This is a genomic window from Methylocystis silviterrae (genome assembly GCF_013350005.1).
GTDB classification, from domain to species: Bacteria; Pseudomonadota; Alphaproteobacteria; order Rhizobiales; family Beijerinckiaceae; genus Methylocystis; species Methylocystis silviterrae.
In genome coordinates this window covers 280,496-300,407 of sequence record NZ_JABVWW010000003.1, presented here as the reverse complement: position 1 = coordinate 300,407, position 19,912 = coordinate 280,496, and the positions used below count along the sequence as shown (strand labels likewise).

Sequence of the window (19,912 nt, the reverse complement as noted above, 5' to 3'; positions counted from 1 at the left end):
TGAACGCAATCCAAACGCGCGATAAAGCCCGAGCACGCGGCGTTTTTCGTCCGCTTTTTAAAGGTGAGTGTTGGCAAGCGTTCGGGAACAGCCGGCAAGTTGGCGCGAGCTCACGGTCGTGTCGCATCCCGACGGACTGAAACGCTGTCCGTGGCCCGGCGTCGATCCGCTTTATCTCGACTATCACGACAACGAATGGGGCCGGCCCGAATGGGACGGCCGGGCGCTCTTTGAAAAGCTGACGCTCGACGGCTTCCAGGCCGGCCTTTCGTGGATCACCATTCTGCGCAAGCGTGAGGCGTTTCGCGCGGCCTTCGACGGCTTCGATCCGGCAAAGATCGCGAGATTCGATCAGAAGCGCGTCGCGGCGCTGATGCGTAATGATGCAATCGTGCGCAACCGCGCAAAAATCGAAGGCGCCGTGCTCTCGGCGCAGGCGTGGCTGGAGATCGAGGCGACGACCGGCTTTTCGGATTATCTGTGGGGTTTCGTGGATGGACGACCGATCGTCAATCGCTGGACGCGCATGAGCGACGTGCCGACCCAAACCCCACTTTCCGAACGCCTCTCCAAAGATCTCAAGGCGCGCGGTTTCAAATTCTGCGGACCGACGATCGTCTACGCCTTCATGCAGGCGGTCGGCATGGTGGACGATCATCTGACGGGCTGCCATCGCCACTCAGGGGGCGAGGGCGGCTGACGCGATGCGCTCCCCTCCAGCGAAAAATCGTGGGCGGCCGTCGCCCGGCGAGGCGCCCCGCGCCTGGCAGCGCATGTTATCCGGACGCCGCCTCGATCTGCTCGACCCTTCGCCGCTCGACGTGGAGATCGAAGATATCGCGCATGGGCTCGCGCGCGTCGCGCGATGGAACGGTCAGACCGTCGGCGCGCATATTTTCTCGGTCGCGCAACACAGCATGCTTGTGGAAAAGGTCGCATGCGCGCTCGATCCCGCGATCGGCCGAACGGAGCGGCTTTACATGTTGCTGCATGACGCGCCGGAATATGTGATCGGCGATATGATCTCCCCGTTCAAGGCGGTGATCGGCGACGCATACAAAAGCGTCGAGGACCGCATATTGGGCGCGATTCTCCTGCGTTTCTCTCTGCCGCCGACGCCCTGTCCCGCACTGCGGCGCCTGTGCAAGGAAGCTGACCGCGCCGCCGCTTTTTTCGAGGCGGTGCAGCTTGCGGGCTTTACACGGGGCGAAGCCGAGCGCATCTTCGGCCGCCCGGCGATCCCGCCGCAGCCCTTCATGGACGAACTCGCCCCGGCTCCCATTGAGGAGACGCAGGCGAGTTTTCTCGCTCGGTTTCGGGCGGTCGACGAAAGTTGAAGAAGAACGTCGGGGAGAAAAATGCCGAATGGGCGCCTGTACGTCTGTTCCCTGACTAAGGTGGTCGACACGGTGCGCGAAAGCGGCGCACGCTCGCTTGTCACCATTCTTACCGCCGGGGCGTCGCTTGTTCGGCCTTGCGAAATCTCCCGCGAGCGCCATTTGCGCATCGCTGTCTCCGATATCGACGCGCCGCGGGGAGGGCACGTCCTCCCTGGCGAGGAACATATCAATCGGCTGCTTGCTTTCCTTGAGGAATGGGACCGCTCCGCGCCGCTCGTCATACACTGCTACGCTGGGGTGAGCCGATCGCCCGCGGCGGCTTTTGTCGCGGCCTGTGCTTTAGCGCCGCGTCGCTGCGAAATGGAGATCGCGCGCGAACTGCGCCGCGTCTCGCCGACCGCGACCCCCAACAGACGGCTGGTCGCGCTCGCCGACGAAAGGCTCGGGCGGAACGGGCGAATGTCCGCCGCGATCGCCGCGATCGGACGCGGGACCGACTGCTATGAGGGAACGCCCTTCGCCCTGGAATTCGCCGACGCCTAGTCGAGCCGCCGAAGCGCTCGCGCCCCTATCTCCGCCTGTCGAAATCGGCCTCACCGCCGCAATCGTCGCTGTTCGAGACGACGAGCCCTTGATCCTGACGACGCGCGCGGACGGGCCTACGGGGGTCGCCGCCCTTCCCTCCGGACCTTTCGATCCGATCCGCCATCGCACCTTCGAGATCGGCCTGCGCGAATGGGTCGCCGAGCAGACCGGCGCGCCGCTGGGCTATGTCGAGCAGCTCTATACATTCGGAGATCGCGGACGGCACGCCCGCGCCGGCGACCGTGATCCGCACGTCGTCTCGGTCGGCTATTTGGCGTTGACGCGCATCCAAGACGACGCCGATCGGCGCGCAAGCGTCTGGCGGAGCTGGCATGATTTCTTTCCCTGGGAGGATTGGCGCAAAGGTCCGCCCGTGGTCCTCGAGGAAACGATCGCGCCGGGATTGACGGACTGGGTGGCCGAGGCGCCGGACGCCGTTTCCTCCTCAGGCGTCTCGCGCCGGGTGCGGGTCAATCTTCTCTTTGGCGGCAAGGGACGCGCGTTCAATGAGGAGAACGTCCTTGAGCGCTACGAGCTTCTTTACGAGGCGGGGCTTCTCGAGGAGGCGCTGCGCGATGGTCGTGAATCGGCGGAGAAACGGGCGCCGCTGACGCCGCTCGGGACCCCGATGCGCCATGACCATCGCCGCATTCTCGCCACAGCCATGGGCAGACTGCGCGCCAAAATGAAATATCGTCCCGTGATCTTCGAGTTGATGGCGTCGGAGTTCACGCTGACTGAGCTGCAGCGGACAGTAGAAGCCATCGCTGGCCGACATCTGCACAAGCAGAACTTCCGCCGTCTGGTGGAATCAACGGCCATTGTCGAGCCGACGGGGGATATGTCCTTAAAGACAGGCGGACGCCCGGCGGCTCTATTCCATTTTCGCCGCAATGTTCTGCAAGAAAGGCCCGCGCCAGGGCTTCGCGTCGGCATCCGAGGCTGATGTCGCTCCTTTAAGGCGATGTTCACCGCGACATGGTGAATGTTTGCTGAAGCGAAGCTCGCAATGCATAGAGTAGAGGTGCGTCTTGGGCTATTTGTCGCCGCCCCCCTTGCCGGCGCCTGTCGTCGTCTACAAGGACGTCGGCGGACTGGTCAGCGATTATGAAGCGCTCACCGAACGATATCGCCGCGAGAACCGCGAGGTCAGGCTGCATGAATGCCGCTCGGCCTGCACGCTGGCGCTGAGCCTGCCCAACGTCTGCGTCTATCCCGACGCAAAGGTCAAATTTCATCAAGCCTATAATGCTATCAACCGGGAGGTCGACGTCGGCGTCTCATCCCGGCTGTTCGCCGCCTACCCGACCGCGGTGCAGGCGCGGCTTGGCTATCTGACCAGAGAATATCGCGTGTTGACCGGGACGGAGCTGATCGCTCTTGGCATGCGCAATTGCGAGGGCGGCCCGACCATGATCGCAAGCCGCAAGCAGCAGCGCGCGGCTTCGACCAGCGTCGCCAGCGCACGACCAGATGGGCAGTCCGGCGCGAGCCTCGCCGCCTTTGGCGACATCGCGCAGAAGGTGCAGTCCGCCGTCGCCACCGCCCTTGCGAGCACTGGCGGCCAGACAACCGATCCGATCCATGTCGCCGTCGCCGACCGGCGGCAGCTGACGGGATTCGCGCGCGGCGACGAAGAGGCGGCGAATGCGCTTCCCGAACCCGCGCCGCTGCCGCCGCGAAGGCCGCCGTCAGAGGCCTTTGCTGGGCAGGAAATGGCGTCGCTCTCTCCGGCCTATCTGCGCCTCATCAGCGGCGCGCAGCCCATCCTGGGGCCGCAGCTCGTGCGCACAGTGGCCTCGAACTGAGCGGCGACGTCGCAGACTGCCGCGCGGCGTAGCTGTGAGGAGCGTTCAGAATTTTACGCTCGCAGTTTGGCCCACGTCCCACAAAGTCGCGCTTTTGATCGGCCGCTCCGCGCGCTATTCCACGCCGTGAGCATAAGCATTCCTTCGCGATACCGGCGTTTGGGCGCCTCCACGCACCTCACGTGACGGGCGCAGCTCTTCGCGCCGCCCTCGAAGCTATTTTGGATTCCGCAGCGTAAAACGACGCCGCGCCGTTTTGATCCGGCGAAGCTTGAGCAATTTTTCGCCACGATGTTACCGTAACTCCAGAATTGGTGGGGAATCAGGGCGGCAGCGACCGCCGAGGGGCAAAGCGCGTCTAACTGCGCATTCCGCATGTGATTTTTCGCCGTCGCCTCGCGCCGCCCGGCGCAAAGGGCGCCTTTCGGCCGAAAGGTCGGAGGGCTTGTTAGTATCTGGGGCGACGTCGGTCGAGGCGCGCTTCAAGCGAGACGGGAAGCAGCTATTGACGACGCCTCGCTCCAGCGCGCGCCTGATTTCCGCTCCGCTTTCGACGGTACTTGGGCTCGTGGTCTTTTGTCTGGCGACGCTCGCGCCGAAGATGACCGAAACCGCCGTCGCCAATGGCGACACAAGGACAATTCATCTCTACCACGCCCATACGCATGAATCGATTTCGGCGACATATCTCGTCAACGGGCAATATGACGCCCAAGTCCTTCATCAATTGAACTGGTTCCTGCGCGACTGGCGACGCGACGAGCCGACCAACATGGATCCGCGCCTCTTCGACGTCGTCTGGGAGGCCTACCGCCACGCGGGCGCCGGCGATCAGGTCGTGAACGTCGTCTCCGCCTATCGCTCTCCCGAGACCAACGCCATGCTGCGCGCCCGTTCGCGCGCCGTCGCCAAATATTCCCAGCACATGCTCGGCAAGGCGATGGACACCACGATGCCGGGAATGCCGATGTCGCAGATTCGCGAGATCGGCATGCGCATGCAGCGCGGCGGCGTCGGCTATTATCCGACGGCGGGCACGCCTTTCGTCCATCTCGACGTCGGCAATGTTCGAGCATGGCCGCGCATGAGTTACGACGAGCTGGCGCGGCTTTTCCCCGACGGCAAAACGGTGCATTTGCCGACCAATGGCCAGCCGCTCGCGCGCTATGAAGAGGCGCGCGCCGAGATCGAGGCGCGCGGCGACGGCGCTTATGTCGTCGCGCCGCGCCGCACGTTTGGCGGCTTCTTCGCCATGCTGTTTGGCGGCGGGGGCGGCGAAGAAGAAGACGCTGAGGTCGCGGCGCCGGCGCCGAGCGCCCGAAAGCAGTGGGCTTCGCTCGCGCCACGGCCCGCACGCGGGACAAGCGGCGAAATGGAAGAGCAAAGCGCGGCGTCCGCCGCGACCGGCGCCTATCGCTACGGGGCCAAAGAACTTTCGCGGGCGGAGGCCGATTTGCCGCGTGGCGAGACGACTCTGTCCACGCCGGGCGCAGAAGCGCCCGAGCAAGAGCCGCCCGCCGCGAAGCTTCCAACAGTTCGAGCGCCGCTGCCGCCGCAGCGTCCGTCCTCGCTCGCCGCACGCTTGGACGCGCGGACAGCGTATGACAGGTCAGCCGAGCTGCAAAGCGCTGTCGAATTTCAGGACGCCGACCGCGCTGACCGCCGTTCAGGCAGAATGCCCGCAACTGATGCGCCGCCACGCCGTCCAAAGCTCGCGTCCGCGCCCCTGCCCCCGACTCGGCCCGGTATCCCCCACGCGAAGGCGACGAGCGCGATCGCGCGGCTGGTCGACTCGCCCAAAAATGAGACGAGAAAGTCTAGAGCGGCGGCCGGCCACGAGTCGCTCGCCTATGCGCCTGAGCCGCCGCAGGGCGCTGAGCCGTCGGACGCCGCCGCAGGGGAAAACAACGGGAAGGCGGTCGCCGAGGCGACAGTTCGCGGCGCAACCCCTCTGCTAGGCTCGTCAACTGGCCTTCGCGCGGCCGCCCGCTCCCGCGGACGCAGCCACACAAACAAGGGCGTCTCGGCCGAACATGACGCGGAAACCCCCGCGCAGTGAAACTGGCGCAGGGGAGCGGTTTTTTGAGCTTTGTAGATTCCCGCTCGAACAGTTCCCCAAGCCACGCCGTCGCGCCAGACGTATAGATCAAGCCTCGAGTGTAAAACTCAGGGCAAAAGAGCAACGGCGTTTATCGCCGCGACGGCGATAAGGATTGCCCCGCGGACTGCAAAGTAAAGCGTGCCGGCGATGGCAAGTATTTTGATAAAGCCAATAGCGTCAGGGTCCAACATGGCTTCGCATCCACTCGAGCAAGCCTGAACCTCTCGGGGAGAATCAGTCTTTCAGACAGTCTAACCCCCAACTTGCAAGGAATGTTCCTACAGTCGCGCCAGAGCCCCGGGCCGCCGGCCCCGCGCTTGCGCCGCAAGAACGTCGCCGAACCGGATCGCCGGGCGCCGCCTCAGAGAGGCGTCAGGCGAAAGCAGGATCGAGCGCCTTGGCGGCTTCCAGCAGCGCCCGAACCGATGCGACGGATTTTTCGAACATCGCCCGCTCGGCGGCGTCGAGCTTTATCTCCATCACCCTCTCGACGCCATTCGCGCCAATGACCACGGGAACGCCGACATAGAGTCCGTTCACGCCATATTGGCCGCTGAGATAGGCGGCGCAGGGCATCACCCGCCGCTTGTCCTTGAGATAGCTCTCGGCCATGGCGATCGCTGCGGTCGCCGGCGCGTAATATGCCGAGCCGGTCTTGAGAAGGCCGACGATTTCGCCGCCGCCCTTGCGCGTGCGCTCGACGATCGCATCGATGCGCGCCTGCGTGGTCCATCCCATGGCGACGAGATCCGGCAAAGGCACGCCGGCCACCGTCGAATAACGCACCGACGGCACCATGTCGTCGCCATGGCCGCCCAGAACGAAGGCGCTCACGTCTTCGACCGAAACATTGAGTTCCTCGGCGAGGAAATAGCGAAAGCGCGAAGAATCGAGCATGCCCGCCATGCCGACGATCCGCTGCGTCGGCAGGCCAGACGCCTTCTGCAGCGCCCACACCATGACGTCGAGCGGATTGGTGATGCAGATGACAAAGGCGTTCGGCGCATAGCGCTTGATGCCCGCGCCGACCTTGGCGATGACGCCGAGATTGACCGACAGAAGATCGTCGCGGCTCATCCCCGGCTGACGCGGCACGCCCGCCGTAACGATGATGACGTCCGCCCCCTCGATCGCCGAATAGTCGGAGCCGCCGGTGAGCTTGGCGTCGAAGCCCGCGACGGGAGACGATTGGGCGATGTCGAGCGCCTTGCCTTGCGGCACGCCGTCGACAATGTCGAAAAGAACGATGTCGCCCAATTCCTTGAGGCCGGCGAGATGGGCAAGCGTTCCGCCGATATTGCCGGCGCCGATCAAAGCGATTTTTCTTCGCGACATAATCAAACTCGTTCTTTGCTTCTGGGAAACAGCTACCGCGCTTTTGCGGCGGTGGGAAGACTTCTCGGCGCTTGTCGTAAGCAGAGCCTTACACGTCGGCCCAGAGCGCTCCGCGACCCGACAGCGCGCCCAGCGGTTTCCTGTCGCGCGGAATGTCGCAGGGATTGCGGGCCGTCGCGGCGCTCCTTACCTGCGAAGCTCGAGGGGAGCGCGCGCAAGCCGCTCGGTGGAAGGGCGACATATGAAAAGCGATTTTTTGCTGAAACCCCTGTGCGCAGCCACGCTCGCGGCGAGCGCCTGTTTCTTCGGTCCCGCCGCGGCGCAGGCGGCGGACCCGGACGAATCCGAGCTTCTGCAGCATTTCGAGAAGGTCGACGTCTGGCATGCTCCCGTCGACTATAACGTCCGCTACAACAACCAGGACGTGATCGTCACCCGAGAGATGGTGGCGCAGCCCGCGCCCGAGGGCGAGCTCTGCTACATCCGCTTCGATCTCATCAGGGGCGAGGGCGATTACGGCTACGGCTTCAAGCCGGGAGCGCCGCGTGACGCGCATTGGGGGGTCAATGTGCTGAAAAGGGGCACGATTCTCAACCAACTGGCGTCGCAGCTGAAGATGAACGTCATCTATTTTTACACGCAGGGGCCGAAGACCGAGGCGGCCAAGGCCGTTTGCGCGCGCAAACAGGCCGCGCCCACGCCCGCCGCGGGCAACGCCCACACGGGCCCGTGGGCCGATCTCGTGACGAAAGCACGTCTGATCCACGGGTGGCCGGCGGCGCGCGCCCCGTAATCCGGCGCAGGAAAATGCGGGCGGCCGCGCGTAACGCTGGACAGCGGCGAGCGGTTTTGATATTCGCACCGCTCGTTCGAAAAAGCGTCGCGCTCGCGGCGCTCGCCGAACGGGCGCATAGCTCAGTTGGTAGAGCAGCTGACTCTTAATCAGCGGGTCCAAGGTTCGAGCCCTTGTGCGCCCACCAATAAAATCAAAGATATAGAGCCGTCACAATTGGCTCGCAGTTCGGCTTGGTGACCATATGGTGACCAACCGACTGCGCAGAATTTTTGTTGGGGATGATCGCCTCCCGTCGGCGCCGCATACCTCAACAGGCGAGCCCGCGAGGCACGAGAGTGAGAGCGGCGTCGGGTTTTCATGACGGGTTGAGGACCGGGAGAGAGTTTCCCGGCGCCCGTCATGGAGACGAACCATGACTCAGGTGGAATTTCTGGACGCCGCGCGCGGACATGACGGCGGCTACGAGGTGGATGCGAGCCGCGGAGTGCGGATTGGACGCGTGTCCTCTGAATGGTTCTCGCGGCCCGCGGATGAGCGGTATCTGTCGCTGTCGGAGCTGTTCGCGGCCGTACACGGCCGGACCGAGCATAGCCGAACGCGAACGGTTGAGAGCGCTGCGATCCGCGTTGAAGCCAGTCGCGACGATTCCGAAAAGTTTGCGCTCTTGCTGCCTGGTTCCGATGCGCCAATCGCGCCGACGCATTGGAGCTTCGGTCAACTCGCGAGTTTCGTCGGCGCGCCAGCGACATATCTGCGTCAGCTTCCTGCGCCGCTCGCTGGGATCAATCTGCAGTATGGGCTGAGCGCGCATCGCGCCGAGCAGATCAAGACGCTCGAGACCGACGACAGCCGGATCGAGCTGCGCGCAGTGACCGGTCCAGACTATGGCCGGATCTTCGATCATGAACCTGTATCCGCAGTGCAGCGCATCGCGGGCAATGGGACAGGCGACACGCGCTGGAAGGTTCCGGGCGTGCTCGACTGGTCGACCGGCATCTACAACCCCAATGTCGACGTGACACAGGAAAAGACAACGCTCTACGCTTCCGACCGTGACGTCTTCCTCTTCCTCGTCGACGATCTGTACCCGATCGAGGCCGGCCGTCTGCCTGACGGGTCGCCCGATCTTTTCTTTCGAGCTTTCTACTGCTGGAACTCAGAAGTCGGCGCAAAGACGCTTGGCATTGCGAGCTTCTATCTTCGGGCCGTTTGTCAGAACCGCAATCTTTGGGCGTCGAAGATTTCGAAGAGATCACGATCCGCCATTCCAAATATGCAGCATCGCGCTTCGCGCATGAGGCGGCGCCGGCGCTGACGCGCTTCGCCAATTCCTCGCCCATGCCCTTTATCAATGGCGTCAGGGCTGCGCGGGAACGGATTGTCGCCCACAATGTCGATGATCGCGTCGAATTCCTGCGCAAGCGCGGCTTCTCGAAACCGGAGACCTCGAAGATCATCGAGACGATGCTGACCGAGGAAGGCCGAAAGCCCGAGAGCGTCTTCGATTTCGTGCAAGGGATTACGGCGATCGCGCGGAGGAAGACGCATCAGGACGAAAGGCTCGATCTCGAGAAGCGTGCAAAGAAATTTCACCGTCAATCCAGACCATGAGCGCCAGCAGCAGGTCTGGGAAGCGATCCAGCGCTCCTACAACAAGGAAGCCATATCAGATCCGCCGCATTCTCACCGAAGGCGCGGTGCGGGCTTCAGACAAGCGCGCGCAATATGTCGGCGAAGATTATCTCGCCGCCGGCGGTCCCATCATTCGGGACCTTTTCCAGAGCGACGACGGCGGCTGGCTACAGGATGTCGCTCTACTTGAACGGCTGGTCGCCGAAAAATTAGCGCGCGACGCCGAGCCCGTCCGGGCCGAGGGGTGGAAATGGGTCCAGACGGCGATCGACTTCCCCTACGGCCACACCTATGGGCTCCGCCACCTTCAGGGCGAACGCCAGCCTTTGAGCGAAGAAGAAGTCGCAACTCGTGAGTCGCTTCGTCTCGAAGCCGCTCAGCTCGAAGCGGACTATTCCGAAGCCGGCGAAATCCCCGACGCCCTTGCCTCGTCATTGACTCCCGCATGGACACGGATCGCGTCGAAGACGGCTCTTCGTCGGGAAAGAGCTTCAGCCTGCCGCCGACATTTCGCGCGAGCGCAAGCGGGCTAAGAAGGGTAAAACTTTATCGCGTTGCGCTAAAGTAGACCTAAACCTGCATGATTGGCGTGGGTTCGAGAGGAGAAACGATCATGTCGCCACCATTGGCGCGCGTGGCGCTCGGAGCGCTGATAGGCGCGGCGGGCGTCGCGCTATTTGGCCGGCATATCGCGCGACGCGCACGTCCCGCCGCGAAAGCCGCGCTGAAAGCAGCATTGATCGCGATGCACGAGGCGCGGATCCGGGGCGGCGAAATCGCCGAAGCCGCCGAGGATCTCTACGCCGAGGCAAAGGCGGAGGCGGCGGCCGAGACCGAAGCCGCCCGGGACGCGGCGGCCGTCGCAGAGCCCACGGCCGCGGCCGTTCTCGACCGAGTCAATTCCCAGATGAGTCGTGATGGGGCTTTTTCCCCTCGACCCGAGGAAACGGTCATGACAAAGCAACCGGGACTCGACGGCCGCCATCGAGACAAGAACGGCAGAATCAGCAAGAAGCATGGCAATACGCTCATATCCACATTGCGTCAGACCTATGGGGCCGGATTCGCTCCGGGGCGGTCTGGCGATGAAAGATTGGCAGATGTTCTGCACGACCTCGACGAGCCGTCTCTCAGTCATCTGATCCATGACTTACAAAGCAATCGACTTGATTCGTGACTGATGACGAATGACCTCTCGACACCCAGTAGAGCGACTCTAGCGTTTTGGTCAGTCGCTGAACAATGGTCCTCCATAGAGTTTGGCTTTTGGAGCCTGGAGGAGATTCGAGATGGCCAGCAAGCGTCATAAGCCGAGAAGATCGCTCCGGCAGGCCGCGTGCTGACGATGCAGGGGCAATCGGTCGCGTAAACCATTCGATGATAAGCGTGACTGAAGTTACGTATTATCGGCGGCGACAGGAATACGGCGGGCTGAAGAGCGAACAGGTTAGCGATTGAAGATCTGGAGCAAGTGAACGCCCTGCCTCGCGCGAGCGAGCCTCTGTTGCGCAATCGACGCCGCACGTAACCCGCCGTCAGACGCAACCACTGAAACCATCCTCGTCAGCGGGGCAGCTTTCGAATGGTCAGACGCGCTTCCCCCATCGGAATGAACAGTAACGACGCGCGTAGCCAGTAAGTGGCCGTCCCGGGCCGCGTGAATAGGTAGGTTTCCTTGAAATTCAGCTCATGGGTTTTGCCATCCTTCGTCGAGACTCGGGCGCGGTAGGCGATCTCGATGTTATTACCGTGAGCAACCACGCTCGCCGGGCCGACCAGGTCGGCGCGCCGGCCGACGTAACGCCCTTTACCGATTTTCGAGAATCTCCAGACCTTATGTTGTTTCTCGCCGTCCGAATAGGTCGTGTCCTGAATCAGCTTGAACGAGTTTCCATCTGGCGCTCCGCGGATGTCGACCCGCACGCCGCGCGTCGATCCGTCGTGGAAATTCTTGAATTTTCCCTTGGCGGTCAATCGCCCGCTGAAGAAGGTCGCCAAATCATGCGCCTTCCCTTCTGCGAAGGCCGGACATGAAATGAGGGAGGCCGCGAAGAGGGCCACGAGGCTGAAGTGACGAACAAAACGCGACATGGCCCACCACAGTTCCGAGTCGATCCCCAAGACGCTTGAATTGTCGATGACGTTCATGACCCAGCTATACTTCTCTCTGTCGACTCGCTCAGACAACCGGGGCAACATTTTTCCCAGTCCCGGTGGTTAGAGCCAAGGCCAAGGCGCCCCAGATCGTCATTCTCTGTAGTTCGTTCGCATGCGGAATCCACCCGCTTGGCGTCAGATTGGAAGCTGACGGACACATACTCGCCAGCGGCTATCGGTATGGCGTCAGCCGCCACGACCGCTGAAATCAAAATATCGTTCCGCGCCGCCGCCGCCGCGACTCCGTCGATTAAGCTTGCAGTCGAGACTATCTGGTCGATAGCGCGGAGCGCCGTTGCCAGCCGATACGCTCGACCAGGAGGTTCTCCGTGTGCAGTCGAAGACGATTTCATCGCTCCTCCCCCACATCACCCATTCAGGCTCGTCGGCAACCGGTCCTTGACCGGCTCCAATTGGAGCCGCGTCGCGTACGCCGCGAGAAGGGCCTCGAACCCATTGCCATCAAGCCGAGCGCATTATCCGTTCGCGTTGCGGCAGCCGGATCGTTTCGCTCGACATTCGGCTGATTAAAGCCGTCCTGTAAGAAGCAGGACAACCACGATGATCAGGATGATGCCGATCACACCGACGCCGCCATGGCCGTAGCCGTAGCCGTAGCCGCCAAAGCGGCCACTAAAGCCTCCAAGCAAAAAGATGACGAGGATGATGATAAGTACAGTTCCCAGTGACATTATCCGTACCTCCGCTTGAAGGAACCTAATCAAACATGATGCGACCTCACCCGGTCAAGCATCGACAAAGGAACGACCAGCTCTTTGAGCCTGACAGCGTTTGGTCTTTCGATTCGATGCGGCAGCTAGAGGCCGTTAAGAACTGGCGGCCAGTTTAGTGACATTCTCGAGCATGGTGCAAATATGGGCGAGCGTGATCTTCCTTATCTGTCGAGCGCTACTCAGCAAATTTGAGCTCCTCAAGGACGCGCCTTGCGGTTTCCTGAGTCTCCAGCAGTTTGGCGTCGGGAATGCGGGAATCGTCGAGACTTCTCGCAGCGCGGTGAGCGTCGTCAAGCTCGATCGCCCGTAAGCGCCATTAACATGTGTTGAGCCAGGAATTGATATGGAGGCAAAAATATTTGAGTTGGTCCTTCATAAGCGAGACTGCCGCAATGGCTCCACCAAGACGCGGAGCATCATTGGAAAGAGCAGCAGCAAGTTGCCTTCGTCGCTTTTTGGCGCTGCTGAAGGAGTGTTGCTGACGTTTCTGGTCAATAATTCGCCGACATATTATTGTTACGAAATTCACCGATTTCTTTTTTTGTCCGTCGGCGTCTCCCATATGATGTGCTCGACAGATATTGTGAACAAGCCAAAGCCGCCATCGCACTGAAGGAATGGACATCATGGATATCCAGACGCTGCTCCTCATTATTATTGTTGTTCTCCTGCTTGGCGGAGGCGGTTGGTACGGCCGAGGACGTTGGTTTTAGACGCGAGGCAAGCGCCCGCCGCGGATCAAGTTTGAATTTAATAACGCGCCTCCTGGCGTTATGATGTTGTTCGATCGTGCGGCAAGGACTAGCCATTGGCCGGGGCGCGACCCCATCACCGGATCGCGCCCCAGCAGCGAAAAACCGAATTTAGATTTTCCAGTAACCTTCTCGATGGCCTCCAGGCGAAGCGCGACAACTCGCCCGCCCTTTTTTTCACCGGTTTGGCCGCGCTCGGATAGGCGCGGTTCTTGTCGACCGTGATGGTTTTTGGCGTTACAGTGTGTAGTTGCTTCAAAGTCTTCCGAAGGAAGCGTTGAGCTCTCCGCCTCAGCGCCAGACGGGTTCCACCGTTTGACCGTAGCTGTCGACGGCGCCGTAAAGCCGCCATGGCCATTAAGCGCATTATCAAAACCATTCGGGTCGATTTAATCCGCGTGACGCTGGCTTTGTCATATTCAACGGCTAATCTTGATGCTGCTTAGCTGCCCATCACCAGTGAGGATATCGCCATGAAGGGCTTTGTCGAAGACATTGAGGAACTAACCGAGGAGAACAAGGACTTCCGGCGCGTTCTCTATACGGGCAAGCACCTTCAGTTGGTGCTGATGGCTCTAAAACCCGGGGAGGAAATCGGAGAGGAAGTCCACTTGGACCACGACCAGTTTTTCCGGGTCGAAAAAGGCAAGGGCGAAGTTCTGATTGACGGAGTCCGTACGAAGATTAAGAGCGACGATGCGATCATCGTGCCCGCAGGCGCCCGCCACAACGTCATAAACACGGGTGAAAAGCCTTTGAAGCTCTATACGATCTATGGACCGCCGGATCACCGGGACGGCGTCGTCCGCGCCACTAAGGCGGAGGCCGAAGCTGGTGACGAGCACTTCGATGGCAAGACCACGGAGTAGCCGCTCAAGGTTGTGCACGGCAAACCGATCGCCCCTTTTTGCCTGCTGCCTCGAGCATCGGCCGCCGGCCCGAACCTAACTGCGGCCACCGCGAACTCTTGGCAGACGGGAGCGCAAAAAAATCAGGTCAAGGTTCTGATGTCGCGCGCGGACGTGTTCGTCCTTCATCGCTCTACTTGGCGTTATGGTCCACATTAAGGAAGTCGCGAAAAGCGGCAATCATTGACGGGATCAGCTTTGCCCATGCGGCATAATCCTCTTTCACACTTTCGGCTGCAACTTTAGCAGCGCCGTGCAGCCAATCGACCGGGCGCGCGTCGAGATCGCTGCGAATGCTTGGCGTTTGCACTTCGCTAGCGGCGTGGATTGCGCCGAGGTCGAAGCCCATGGCCTCGAGCAATTGGAGGTTCAACTTGGCGCCTGCGTTGTCGCCGAGGTCGAGCTTTCGGGAATCCGCCGCAATCCGCCGGACGATGAAACCGTCATGGATATGAAGGAAGGAATCAGGCGATCGATATTTGCCCGTAGCTAGATCGACAAAAGAAGGCGGGCGCGCGTCTCCGCCATGGGCCCACTGCCACGCGGACGGCGCCAGCGCCTTCGCCTCCCGTATGACGCTCCCGCCGCGCCAGTCCGCGACCGCCACGAAGCGTTGTCGCCCCAACCCTCCACTGCCCTTTCTACGAGACGCGAACCTCTCGACGACGGCGTCCGTGGGGAGACTCGAACGAAGAGCGCTCTTGACCTCATCCGGCGGGGTCGCCGCCGGATACTTCCTGACCTCGTCCCAGAATTCTTCCCGCTCTTCGTCGGTGCAGGCCACGAACGGAAGCATCCAGGCTGCGTTCTCATCGAGCAGCGTTGGCCTCGGTTGGTCCAGACCCTTTCGGTACCCAGCGGCAATCGCGCTGGCGGCGTCGTGGTTGCTGAACGCCACGCCCGGAGCGAGCCGCACGCTTGTCGCAAGTCGGACAAGGTCAAGGGGATATGGAATGACCGCCGCCTCATCGAAATCATTCACGCCCCACACCAAACGACCTTCGGCGTCGCGCCACGTCCCGAAGTTTTCGACATGAGTATCACCAACGCTAAGAACGGCTGGCGCATCACTTAGATCGGCGCAAATTTTCTCGATTGTCTTCGCCCATCGGAAGAATGTTGCGCGAAGGAAGGTGAAGGCGTCCTTCTTCATCTTCTCGTGTTTATGTTCAAGGTCTGCTTCCACCACTTGGCATTGGTTACGAAGCCACGCCTCGTATGTATCGTTGTCAGCCCGAAAGGACATATCCTGTCTCCTCGCTCGATCGTCGCCGAAATGTCTCGCAGAGCCCGGATCGAGAGAATGTGGCGTCGCCGGACCGTGGCGCCGAAGGTGGTATTGGCGCGATGCTCCCTGATGAATGCGTTTAGCGCGGACTTGATCTCCGGATTGTAGTTGGGAATCGCCCAGCCCCCTTCGCTAACGACAAGGTCGTTGCGTGGGAGCGCTTTGGGAAAGACCCCAGACTATATGGTGGCTTTGTGAGCGCCGACGACAACATAAGGTAGCAGTTAGGCATTCACCATCGACGAAGGTCTTCGTTCTCAAGGTTCTCATCGATCGGCATGATTGCAATCTGCTTCAAGCCTTTGGCCACCGCGAGATGGTCCGCATACTGCTTGAAAGGCGTACGTGGATCTCGCGTCCGCTGAGGCTCTCGATCGTGTCCAGCCTGGGCAAGGTGGGGCCGATGACGACAATCTCCTTGACGTTCGTCGACCACGGATCGACGAAGTCGACAACGATCGAGTTTAGAGCAGCCGTCCGCACGAAGATCGTAAGCTTGGCCGATGCTCAAGCATCCATCCGGAGACGCCGGCAACGCCGCCTCCTGATCCGCCGCTAACGTCGGATCAGCGCCAGGAGAATGATGATCAGAATTGGAACGCCGAGCATCGAGAGCAATTGAACGCTCCCTGACTTACGCTCTGTTTTGGATGTGCTTCGCCAGGCGCTCTTCAGGTTTCGGGGCTATCAATTTTGTATCTCTGCACTTCAGCGGAGCGCGCCGCGTCAATGCGCATCACGAGTGACGCGAAGTGATTGAAGGCTCGCAACTAGCGCAAAGGGCCGGCGCGGCCTTATGTCTCACTCATTGCGCTACCGGGCTTTTCGTGATCGACTATGATTGCGCTACTGGCAAATCGCGAGAGGCAATACGCAATAACGCATTGTCAGTCATAACTGAGGAGACCGACCATGGGCAGCACTACCGACAAGATCAAGGGTGCGGCAAATCAGGCGGCGGGGGCAGTCAAACAGGGAGTCGGCCAAGCAGTGGGCAACCCAAACCTTGAGCTCAAAGGCGCTGTGCAGGAGCTCAAGGGCGAAGCTCAGGAGGCCGTCGGCAAGGCTAAGGATGCCGTGAAGAAGCTCGTCGACAAGGCTTAACTTGACCTCATCCTGTGCGTAAAAAAAGGCGGCCCTACAGGCCGCCTTTCGTATTTGGTCATTTGACCAGCCCCGGGGGACCAGAGCGGAGCGTGTCGCGGCAAGGCATGGCCGATCAACTTGGGATTGGCCATGCTAGTGTGCGCTGGGTGTTGAAGTCGGCGAAAGGGCGGCATAATCCCCCTCGGCTGTGAGCATTGATATCGTTCAGGGTGATGCGTGATGGCCAAGGAACCAAAAGCTTCGATTCAGGATAACCCGCTGGTCCGCGCCTTATCCAGATGGGAGAACGAAGGCGGCAGAACCGATGCAGATCGGGAAAAGCGGGCTGCTCTGGCCAAGGAAGAAGAAGCACTCATTTTACAGTGCTTGGGAGCGGCGGTCATCAGCCGCTGGAATAATCTACCCACGGAAGTCCAGCGGGAACTTTTCGCGCGCGCCGTTTCTGTCGGCGAGCCGCTCGCCACAGCGGACTTGAAAGAGCAACTCGCCCGCTTTCTTCACAGCCACAAAGATTTGTGACTGCGGTGACGAGGACTTCCTGCGTTTCGCCATGACCGTGCGCGTTTTTTTGTATCCCTTTCCATCATCCAAATGGTCAAACAACCGCGCCGAATATTTCCCCGATACCGGCGGTTAGAGCTATCGCCAAGGCGCCCCAGAATGTCACTCGGGCTGTGGCGCGCAAAACATTCGCCCCGCCTGCTCTTGCGCCGATGGCGCCTAGAAGAGCGAGAAAACACAAAGACGCGCCGGAAACTATGGGAACAAGATCGCCAGCGGGCGACACCAGGACCATGAGTAAGGGCATGGCGGCGCCGACAGAAAATGCTGCAGCCGATGTCAGTGCGGCTTGCACAGGACGCGCCGTGGTGATCTTCGAAATCCCCAGTTCATCGCGCGCGTGAGCGCTCAGGGCGTCTTTCGCCATCAACTGATGGGCAACCTGCCGCGCAAGAGCCGGATCGACGCCGCGCTGGACGTAAATTTCGGCAAGCTCGTCAAGTTCGGCCTTGGCGCTCTCGGTCAGTTCGCTGCGTTCCCGAGCGAGATCCGCCCTTTCGGTATCGGATTGCGAGCTCACGGACACATATTCGCCAGCGGCCATGGACATGGCGCCAGCCACTAGTCCCGCGACGCCAGCGATCAAGACGCCGCCCTCAGCCGTATTGGCTGCTGCAACGCCGACGATCAAGCTCGCAGTTGAAACGATGCCGTCATTGGCGCCGAGCACCGCGGCTCTTAGCCACCCGATACGCCCGACCAGATGGTATTCCGGGTGCAGTCGCAGACGACTCATCCGACGTTCCAATTCTCAGATTAAATCCGCCCAAGCAGCATGAGAACGACAAGAACGATCAGGATGAGGCCGATCACGCCGACGCCGCCATGCCCGTACCCATAGCCGTAGCCGCCAAAACGTCCACTGAAACCGCCGAGCAAAACGATGATGAGGAGGATGATGAGCAATGTTGAGAGTGACATTAAGCAATCTCCGTCGCAGGGAATTTCACTTTTGAGCTTATCACGGCCGCTTCGCCGGTCCACGCCCCGTATCTTTTCAAGACATTCAAATTGAAAGGCGGCAACGCGTCGAATAGTAATGCCCTTCGAAAGTCAACAATCGTCGGGTTCATGATGGGGATCTCGCGCTGAGCTGGATCTCGCGGTCGTAGAACCGCTTGTCAACATTGCGGCGTGCCGCGTGGATGATGGTCGAGCCCGGCGCTTCCTCGCAGAGCAGTTCCATCAGCCGCATCTGACTGAGGTCGTCGAGCGCCGAGGTCGGTTCGTCCATGATGATGATGTCTGGTGGCCTCAGTAGCACGCGCGCGAAGCCGAGCTGTTGCTGTTCGCCGTCGGATAGCACATCGGACCAGCTCTGCTCCTCGTCCAGGCGCGATACGAGATGAGCCAAGCCGCAAGCGGCGAGGATCCTTTTGGTGCGCGCGGGGTCGGGCGGCGTGTCGCCGCAAGGATAGTCGAGCGCCTCGCGCAGCGTGCCCCGCGGCATATACGGCTGCTGCGGCATGAACGCGATGCGCGCATCCTTCGGACGCAGAATGCGGCCGCTGCCCCACGGCCACAACCCCGCCATGGCGCGGATCAGCGTGCTCTTGCCGGCGCCAGGATCTCCCTTCACGAGAACCTTCTCGCCGCGTCCGATCGTCGCATCGGTGTCCGCGAGCATCAACGCGCCGTCATGCTGGGCGATGGAGAGCCCGCAAAGATGCAATGCGTCGTCGTCGCTGAAGGCGAGATCAATCATCTTCTCCTCGGCTCCGATCGCGAGTTCGTCGAGGTCATCGAAGAAGAGGTCAAGGGCGGCGACGCGCCGAGCCGAGGCAAACCAGTCCGCGAGGCGCAGCGAATTGTCGGCGAGCCAGTTGAGCGCCAATTGCACCTGTATGAAGGCGGCGGCCGCCTGCATGAGATCGCCGAGCGACATTTCGCCGGCGAGATATTTCGGTGCGCCCAGCATGAGCGGGATGGCGGGCGCAAGCACGTTATTGCCGCTCGACAGGAAGAGCATGCGCGCCTGTCGTCCAATCACCGCAACCCAGCGCAGCGCAACCTGACTGAATCTCGCATAATGCCGCTCCCGCTCGGCGTCGTCGCCGCCGATAAGCGCGATTGTTTCGGCGTTTTCGCGAGTGTGCGAAAGTTCAAAACGAAAGTCCGCCTCTGCGACCGCCTTCGCCTCGACGCGCGCGACGAGCGGACGGCCCAAAAGCAGCATGCCGAAGGACGTCGAGGCGGAATAGATGACGACCGCGATTACGAGATAGCCGGGGATCGTCACGCCCCCAATCGTCAGCGAGCCGCCGATGAACCACAGCACGCTGACGAACGAGACCGCCATGAGCAGAGCATTCGTGACGCCCGTCGCAAAGTCGACGAAGAGCTCGATAGCGATCCGCCCGTCCTCGGCGATGCGCGCTTCCGGATTGTCGACGAGTCGAAGGACGCTGAGCTGATAAAAGCGGCGGCGCTCCATCCAGCGCCGCACGAGCGTCTGAGTCAGCCATTCCCGCCAGCGCAACTGAAAGCGCATGCGCATCTGCAGTAGCGCGACGCTCGTCAACGCAGAGGCGAAGGCCAGCGCCAGCATCAGGCCGATGCTGAGAAGGATCAGCCGCTGGTCCTTATTCTGCAGGGCGTCGAAGAAAAACTTGTTCCATCGGTTGACCGCGATGGCCGGGGCGAGATTGAGCAGCAGGCAGGCAAAGAGCCCCGCCACGAACAGTTTCGCTTTGCGGCGCGTGGGGCCGGTCCAGAAGCCAAAGGAGAGGTTCGCAAAGTGGCGCAGGAGCCGCACATCGACCGCGGTTGGAACAATGCCGTTAGTCATATTCGTTCCTAAAACTCAAC

The 19,912-nt window shown here is 61.2% G+C and carries 20 protein-coding genes, 1 tRNA gene and 2 pseudogenes; 14 read left to right on the top strand and 9 right to left on the bottom strand.

Annotation, left to right across the window (positions count from 1 at the left end; translation table 11 throughout):
* Positions 1-118 precede the first annotated feature (118 nt).
* From HUN39_RS04970 to HUN39_RS04945, 6 genes are all read left to right on the top strand, one after another.
* Positions 119-700 (top strand): DNA-3-methyladenine glycosylase I, encoded by a 582-nt coding sequence (locus tag HUN39_RS04970; RefSeq protein WP_332310724.1) that lies wholly within the window; start codon positions 119-121, stop codon positions 698-700.
* 4 nt (positions 701-704) lie between these two features.
* Complete coding sequence (locus tag HUN39_RS04965) at positions 705-1,337, top strand: HD domain-containing protein (protein WP_175093369.1); 633 nt, start codon at positions 705-707, stop codon at positions 1,335-1,337.
* A 21-nt stretch (positions 1,338-1,358) separates the two neighbouring features.
* Positions 1,359-1,883, top strand: a complete 525-nt coding sequence (locus HUN39_RS04960) for a tyrosine phosphatase family protein (RefSeq protein WP_175093368.1) — start codon at positions 1,359-1,361, stop codon at positions 1,881-1,883.
* Positions 1,843-2,871 carry an NUDIX hydrolase gene (locus tag HUN39_RS04955; RefSeq protein ID WP_232365916.1) on the top strand — a complete coding sequence of 343 codons (1,029 nt, stop codon included), beginning with the start codon at positions 1,843-1,845 and terminating at the stop codon, positions 2,869-2,871. Before HUN39_RS04960 ends, HUN39_RS04955 begins: the two co-directional genes overlap by 41 nt.
* A gap of 85 nt (positions 2,872-2,956) precedes the next feature.
* The gene (locus HUN39_RS04950) at positions 2,957-3,733 is read left to right on the top strand and encodes a hypothetical protein (RefSeq protein ID WP_175093367.1); all 777 of its coding nucleotides are present in this window, start codon (positions 2,957-2,959) and stop codon (positions 3,731-3,733) included.
* Between the two features lie 505 nt (positions 3,734-4,238).
* Positions 4,239-5,792 carry a DUF882 domain-containing protein gene (locus HUN39_RS04945; RefSeq protein WP_175093366.1) on the top strand — a complete coding sequence of 518 codons (1,554 nt, stop codon included), beginning with the start codon at positions 4,239-4,241 and terminating at the stop codon, positions 5,790-5,792.
* Between the two features lie 107 nt (positions 5,793-5,899).
* Here HUN39_RS04945 and HUN39_RS19430 read toward each other — a convergent pair whose 3' ends face one another.
* Complete coding sequence (locus tag HUN39_RS19430) at positions 5,900-6,025, bottom strand: hypothetical protein (RefSeq protein ID WP_269750303.1); 126 nt, start codon at positions 6,023-6,025, stop codon at positions 5,900-5,902.
* Positions 6,026-6,206: 181 nt separating this feature from the next.
* The gene (gene mdh, locus HUN39_RS04940; protein WP_175093365.1) at positions 6,207-7,169 is read right to left on the bottom strand and encodes a malate dehydrogenase; all 963 of its coding nucleotides are present in this window, start codon (positions 7,167-7,169) and stop codon (positions 6,207-6,209) included.
* 241 nt (positions 7,170-7,410) lie between these two features.
* Here mdh and HUN39_RS04935 point away from each other — a divergent pair, with 241 nt between their 5' ends.
* The 5 genes and pseudogenes from HUN39_RS04935 to HUN39_RS19615 all read left to right on the top strand — a co-directional run bounded on the left by HUN39_RS04935 (position 7,411) and on the right by HUN39_RS19615 (position 10,774).
* Positions 7,411-7,962 (top strand): hypothetical protein, encoded by a 552-nt coding sequence (locus HUN39_RS04935; protein ID WP_175093364.1) that lies wholly within the window; start codon positions 7,411-7,413, stop codon positions 7,960-7,962.
* Between the two features lie 111 nt (positions 7,963-8,073).
* Positions 8,074-8,149 (top strand) — tRNA-Lys (locus HUN39_RS04930).
* A gap of 228 nt (positions 8,150-8,377) precedes the next feature.
* Positions 8,378-9,576: pseudogene (locus HUN39_RS04925) on the top strand (DUF932 domain-containing protein).
* Positions 9,554-10,034 (top strand): annotated as a pseudogene (locus HUN39_RS04920) (DNA-binding protein); the annotation flags it as partial. The pseudogenes HUN39_RS04925 and HUN39_RS04920, both read left to right, overlap by 23 nt.
* A 176-nt stretch (positions 10,035-10,210) precedes the next feature.
* Positions 10,211-10,774, top strand: a complete 564-nt coding sequence (locus HUN39_RS19615) for a hypothetical protein (RefSeq protein WP_408631387.1) — start codon at positions 10,211-10,213, stop codon at positions 10,772-10,774.
* Between the two features lie 386 nt (positions 10,775-11,160).
* Here the strand turns inward: HUN39_RS19615 and HUN39_RS04910 are convergent, their stop codons facing one another.
* The 3 genes from HUN39_RS04910 to HUN39_RS04900 form a co-directional block, all read right to left on the bottom strand.
* The gene (locus HUN39_RS04910) at positions 11,161-11,745 is read right to left on the bottom strand and encodes a DUF3833 family protein (protein WP_175093363.1); all 585 of its coding nucleotides are present in this window, start codon (positions 11,743-11,745) and stop codon (positions 11,161-11,163) included.
* On the bottom strand, positions 11,742-12,107 hold the full coding sequence (locus HUN39_RS04905; RefSeq protein ID WP_232365915.1) for a VIT1/CCC1 transporter family protein: 366 nt from the start codon (positions 12,105-12,107) through the stop codon (positions 11,742-11,744). The genes HUN39_RS04910 and HUN39_RS04905 overlap by 4 nt, the downstream gene beginning before the upstream one ends.
* A 174-nt stretch (positions 12,108-12,281) precedes the next feature.
* Positions 12,282-12,446 carry a DUF3309 family protein gene (locus HUN39_RS04900; RefSeq protein WP_175093362.1) on the bottom strand — a complete coding sequence of 55 codons (165 nt, stop codon included), beginning with the start codon at positions 12,444-12,446 and terminating at the stop codon, positions 12,282-12,284.
* Between the two features lie 1,267 nt (positions 12,447-13,713).
* Here HUN39_RS04900 and HUN39_RS04895 point away from each other — a divergent pair.
* Positions 13,714-14,109 (top strand): cupin domain-containing protein, encoded by a 396-nt coding sequence (locus HUN39_RS04895; RefSeq protein WP_175093361.1) that lies wholly within the window; start codon positions 13,714-13,716, stop codon positions 14,107-14,109.
* Positions 14,110-14,281: 172 nt separating this feature from the next.
* Here HUN39_RS04895 and HUN39_RS04890 read toward each other — a convergent pair whose 3' ends face one another.
* Entirely contained in the window at positions 14,282-15,394 is a 1,113-nt protein-coding gene (locus tag HUN39_RS04890; protein ID WP_175093360.1) for a DUF2252 family protein, read from the bottom strand.
* A 954-nt stretch (positions 15,395-16,348) separates the two neighbouring features.
* Here HUN39_RS04890 and HUN39_RS04885 point away from each other — a divergent pair.
* Both HUN39_RS04885 and HUN39_RS04880 read left to right on the top strand, forming a co-directional pair.
* Positions 16,349-16,540 carry a CsbD family protein gene (locus HUN39_RS04885; RefSeq protein WP_175093359.1) on the top strand — a complete coding sequence of 64 codons (192 nt, stop codon included), beginning with the start codon at positions 16,349-16,351 and terminating at the stop codon, positions 16,538-16,540.
* 222 nt (positions 16,541-16,762) lie between these two features.
* Positions 16,763-17,062: a hypothetical protein gene (locus HUN39_RS04880; protein ID WP_175093358.1), complete on the top strand. Its 300-nt coding sequence runs from the start codon at positions 16,763-16,765 to the stop codon at positions 17,060-17,062.
* A gap of 76 nt (positions 17,063-17,138) precedes the next feature.
* On the opposite strand, the gene HUN39_RS04875 is transcribed toward HUN39_RS04880, so the two are convergent.
* From HUN39_RS04875 to HUN39_RS04865, 3 genes are all read right to left on the bottom strand, one after another.
* Positions 17,139-17,840, bottom strand: coding sequence for a VIT1/CCC1 transporter family protein (locus HUN39_RS04875; protein ID WP_175093357.1), 702 nt, complete (start codon positions 17,838-17,840; stop codon positions 17,139-17,141).
* A gap of 20 nt (positions 17,841-17,860) precedes the next feature.
* A complete protein-coding gene (locus tag HUN39_RS04870) occupies positions 17,861-18,025 on the bottom strand; it encodes a DUF3309 family protein (RefSeq protein WP_083909734.1) in 165 nt (54 codons plus the stop codon).
* A 148-nt stretch (positions 18,026-18,173) separates the two neighbouring features.
* The gene (locus tag HUN39_RS04865) at positions 18,174-19,892 is read right to left on the bottom strand and encodes an ABC transporter ATP-binding protein/permease (protein ID WP_175093356.1); all 1,719 of its coding nucleotides are present in this window, start codon (positions 19,890-19,892) and stop codon (positions 18,174-18,176) included.
* Between the last annotated feature and the right edge of the window lie 20 nt (positions 19,893-19,912).